Genomic DNA, 2,545 nt, shown 5'->3' on the forward strand with positions numbered 1-2,545 from the left:
GCCGCGCACGGCTAGGAGCCCGAAGGGCGACTGGCCGTGCGCGGCCCCGCCAGGGGCGCGGCGGCCGGCGCCGGGGCGGGGGCGGGGGTTGAGGATCCGGCCGTGTGGGGCGCCCGGGTGACCTCAGGCGGGCAGGCCGGTGGGCGGTGCCGCGGTCGGTGCGGGGGTGGCGGCGAGGCGATCCAGCGCCTGCTTGCGGCGATAGCTGTCGCTGCTGACCTCGATGATGCTGGCGTGGTGGACCAGGCGGTCGATGGCCGCGACGGTCATGATCTGGTCGGGGAAAATGCGGTCCCAGTCGGCAAACGGCTGGTTGGAGGTGATGATCAGGCTGGTGCGCTCGTAGCGGTGGGCGATCAGTTCAAACAAGACCTGGGTCTCTTGCTCGCTTTTTTTGACATAGCCGAAGTCGTCGAGGATCAGCACGGCGTATTTGTCGAGCTTGTCCAAGGCGTCTTCCAGACGCAACTGCCCACGGGCCAGTTGCAGCTGCTGCACCAGGACGGTGGTGGCGGTGAAGCGCACCCGCACCCCCTGCTCGGTCAGGCCATGGCCGATGGCGGCGGCCAGGTGGGTCTTGCCCACCCCGCTGGGACCGAACAGCAGCACGTTGTGGGCCTGGCGGGTCCAGTCGCCGCTGCTGGCCAGGGCTTCAAGGGGGCCGCGGGCCAGCGTGGGGACGGCCGCGAAGTCGAAGCGGGCGAGGCTTTTGCCGGCCGGCAAGTGGGCGTCTTTGGCGTAGCGGGCGGTGCGGCGGCTGTCGCGATCCGCCAGTTCCTGCTCGCACAGGGCGCTGAGGTAGCGGGCGCCATCCCAGCCGTGGCGCTCGGCTTGTGCCAGCACGGCCTGCCAGTGACGGGCCATGCTGGCGAGCTTCAACTGGCGCAGCAGCAGCGGTAAGGTCGCGGGGTGGGCCATGTCAGTGGACCTCCACGGCGCGGTCCTGGGACGGCAACAACCGGTCGTAGGCGTGCAGCGGGTGCTGGGGCTCACCCCCGGCCAGGGGCCGGGCGGGGGCGTAGGCGGCGGGTGCGAAGCGCTGTTGGAGGGTATGCAGGGCGGGGATCTCGGCGGCCGCGAAGCGTTCCAGCAGGTAGTCCCCCAAGGCGTGCTCGCAGTCGCCCTGCGCGGCCACGGCCAGGATGCCGACGATGTGTTTGCAGGCCGCCCGTGCCTCCAGGTGGGTATCCAGATGCTGCCAGATGGCATGGTAGGCCGGTGTCGGCAGCAACTCGTCGCGCCATTGGGACGCGCGGAAGGCCTGCGGTTTGCGCACCAGGGCGGCGATAACATGACGGTAGTCGATGCAACGGGCGCGGGCCGGGGCACGCGCGTGCAAGCGCGGGAGGGTGACCGCCGGGGCGGCCCCCAGGAACCCTTCGAGGCGGTCGTCGTACAGGTGCACGCGCAGGCGCTCGCCGATCAGGCGCGAGGGGACCGTGTAGAGGACGCGCTGGACCTCAATGGTGCTGCTGGTGGTCACCCGCACGACCTGCTCGCTGTAGTCGGTGGTGCGCTGGGGCGGCAACGCCTGGAGGTGCTCCCGCTCAATGGCGAAGGCCTCGCCACAGCGGCGATTGAAGCGCACCACCAGGGCGTCGAGCCAGGTGCGGTAGTCCGCCAGGCTGGCAAAGTCGGCCGACGCGCGCAGCAACAGGGCTTGGGCGAGGCGCCGCTTGAGGTGTCCATGGGGCGACTCGACCGCGCCGTTCTCGTGACTCACGCCACGGTTGTTGCGGGTGGGAACCATCCCGTAATGCGCGCATAACTGGTCGTAGCGCGTGGTCAGATCCACCTGGTCGTCCGCCGTGAGGTTGCGGTAGGCGGCCGACAGGCTGTCGGTGCGGTGCTCGCGCGGCGCCCCGCCCAGGCGCCACAGGGCCGCCTGCAGCCCCTCGGCCAAGGCGGTGAAGCTCTCCCCGCCGAGCACCACCGACACATAGCTCCAACCACTGTACGCCAGCCGAAAGTGGTAGAGACGATGGCCCAAGACCGACCCGGCGATGGTCACCACCAGGTCCTTGAGTTCGGTGAAGTCGGACAAGCCCTGGCGCCCGGGCTCCTGCACCTGGCGGAACATGACCTCCCGGTCCGGCCCGTACAACGCCTTCCAGCGGGTCACCCGACGCTGGAAGGTGCGCTTCTTGCCGTTGCCGTAGCGCTCCGGGTAGCGCTCCTGCAAGGCTTCAAACAAGGTGGTGGCCGTCAACTTCGGCTGCGCCTCCAGCAACGGGACGATCTCGCTCTCCCACACCCCCGCAAACGGGTCCTGGCGCGTGCGCCAGTGCCGTTGCTGCCCCGACAGGACGCTCACGTCCCCGCCCTCCACGCGCCGGGCGCTGCGCTCCGACACCCCGGCCTTGGCCGCCGCCCGTGCCTGACTCTGACCCTCTGCTCGACCCTTCATGTACAACCCAACCTGCTGTCTAGTGATGCGTTTACCCGACATCTGCGCGCCTTCCCGCGGCAAAAAAATGTCCGGCAGCTTACCTCTGACCGGCCAAGATAGTTGTCACTGACCGGTCAAGATAATTGTCACTAAACA

At 69.2% G+C, this 2,545-nt stretch carries 2 protein-coding genes; both read right to left on the reverse strand.

Going from position 1 to position 2,545, the window contains the following annotated elements; genetic code table 11:
* Positions 1-123: 123 nt before the first annotated feature.
* Positions 124-918 (reverse strand): IS21-like element helper ATPase IstB, encoded by a 795-nt coding sequence (istB, locus tag QZY48_RS26035; protein WP_295436435.1) that lies wholly within the window; start codon positions 916-918, stop codon positions 124-126.
* A 1-nt stretch (position 919) separates the two neighbouring features.
* A complete protein-coding gene (gene istA, locus QZY48_RS26040; protein WP_295436436.1) occupies positions 920-2,407 on the reverse strand; it encodes an IS21 family transposase in 1,488 nt (495 codons plus the stop codon).
* Positions 2,408-2,545: the final 138 nt, after the last annotated feature.

It is taken from the genome of uncultured Thiodictyon sp. (assembly GCF_903828115.1).
In the GTDB taxonomy this organism is placed as follows: Bacteria; Pseudomonadota; Gammaproteobacteria; order Chromatiales; family Chromatiaceae; genus Thiodictyon.

Bases quoted from the DNA above. Each gene is read 5' to 3' on its own strand.
- istB (WP_295436435.1), bottom strand. From the start codon at position 918: ATGGCCCACCCCGCGACCTTACCGCTGCTGCTGCGCCAGTTGAAGCTC.
- istA (WP_295436436.1), bottom strand. From the start codon at position 2,407: ATGAAGGGTCGAGCAGAGGGTCAGAGTCAGGCACGGGCGGCGGCCAAG.